Genomic DNA, 1508 nt, shown 5'->3' with positions numbered 1-1508 from the left:
AACAAACTTTCCGTTAATATCGTGTTTTCTAATCTTTAATCAAACCACAACATTGCATACGGAATGGTTTATGAAAATAAAAATATCGTGTTTTCTAATCTTTAATCAAACCACAACTATTGCCTGCTATCGCTAAAACAGTTCCTTAATATCGTGTTTTCTAATCTTTAATCAAACCACAACAATGACTAACGAGCAATACCACTCCGACACAATATCGTGTTTTCTAATCTTTAATCAAACCACAACAAAAGTCAGGAGCAAGAAACGAGGCTTTAGAATATCGTGTTTTCTAATCTTTAATCAAACCACAACAGTCCAACCAATGCAATGACTGAAGACTTTAATATCGTGTTTTCTAATCTTTAATCAAACCACAACTATAGATTAAAAGTATCTTTACCAACTCAAAATATCGTGTTTTCTAATCTTTAATCAAACCACAACAGAGGATGGTAGCTATGGTGGTATAAAATAATATCGTGTTTTCTAATCTTTAATCAAACCACAACATAAGTAATCCTGCATCAATATCCCCTGAAAATATCGTGTTTTCTAATCTTTAATCAAACCACAACTTAAGGTTAATCACTCCAATTCCCTCAAAAAATATCGTGTTTTCTAATCTTTAATCAAACCACAACAGTGAATTTGGTGGACAATCTTCTTCAACAATATCGTGTTTTCTAATCTTTAATCAAACCACAACAGTCGAAGGCGGTGCGCTCGGAATAGCTAAATATCGTGTTTTCTAATCTTTAATCAAACCACAACTAAGACACTTGGAGTAACCGCAACACCTATAATATCGTGTTTTCTAATCTTTAATCAAACCACAACCCATGGTAAAAACAAACATAAGCGTCATAAAATATCGTGTTTTCTAATCTTTAATCAAACCACAACTGAAAGCTACTGCATCCCTGCTGGGCGGATGCCACATCTTTCAGTTGTGGTTTGAGATGTTTAAGATGTCGAAAAACTATATGTCAAAGAACTCTTAAAAATCTTGTCTTCCGATGATTGTGATGATTTCAATTTCATTACCTTTAATATTGTAATAAATAGTATCAACTCCACAAACACAGAAACGATCTATATCCTTATATTTTGTAACCACTGGAAACATAAACGGATTTGATGCTATTTTAGTAAAACACTCAAACAACATATCGTAATATTTATTAGCTTGTTGCAAACCAAATCTTCCTAAACCATACTCAAAAATTCTTATAATATCCTCTTCTGCTTCATAAGATAAATGATACTTATACATTTAGCCTACTTTTAATTTCCGCCAATAATTCCTCTTTGGTTTTAGTGCTAAAACCACTTTTCAAACCTCTATCGATTTTCATTTGCACATAGTTGTGATATTCTTCCCGCTCACGTGCTTGCTTTATTAAATAATTTACGGCTTCACTCTTACTGGTAAATTCTTCTTCTGCAACTTGCTTTTTCAACCATTCATCATTTTGATTGGCTAAAGTGATACTTTGTCGTGCCAT

2 protein-coding genes and 1 CRISPR repeat array are annotated in these 1508 nt (G+C 32.6%); both genes read right to left on the bottom strand.

The annotated features are described in order from the left end of the window. Positions 1 to 15: 15 nt before the first annotated feature. Positions 16 to 906: direct repeats of the CRISPR family, unit length 36 nt; unit sequence AATATCGTGTTTTCTAATCTTTAATCAAACCACAAC. Positions 907 to 1000: 94 nt separating this feature from the next. Then, positions 1001 to 1276 carry a type II toxin-antitoxin system RelE/ParE family toxin gene (locus tag Q7U10_06870; GenBank protein ID MDO8282329.1) on the bottom strand — a complete coding sequence of 92 codons (276 nt, stop codon included), beginning with the start codon at positions 1274 to 1276 and terminating at the stop codon, positions 1001 to 1003. Further along, positions 1269 to 1508: CopG family transcriptional regulator (locus Q7U10_06865; GenBank protein MDO8282328.1), on the bottom strand; the 240-nt coding region annotated here is incomplete at its 5' end. The genes Q7U10_06870 and Q7U10_06865, both read right to left, overlap by 8 nt.

The organism is Thermodesulfovibrionia bacterium, from assembly GCA_030646035.1.
Taxonomy (GTDB): Bacteria; Nitrospirota; Thermodesulfovibrionia; order UBA6902; family UBA6902; genus JACQZG01.
Note: the sequence above shows the minus strand (reverse complement) of the source record. Positions and strands in the feature narration are given on the sequence as shown.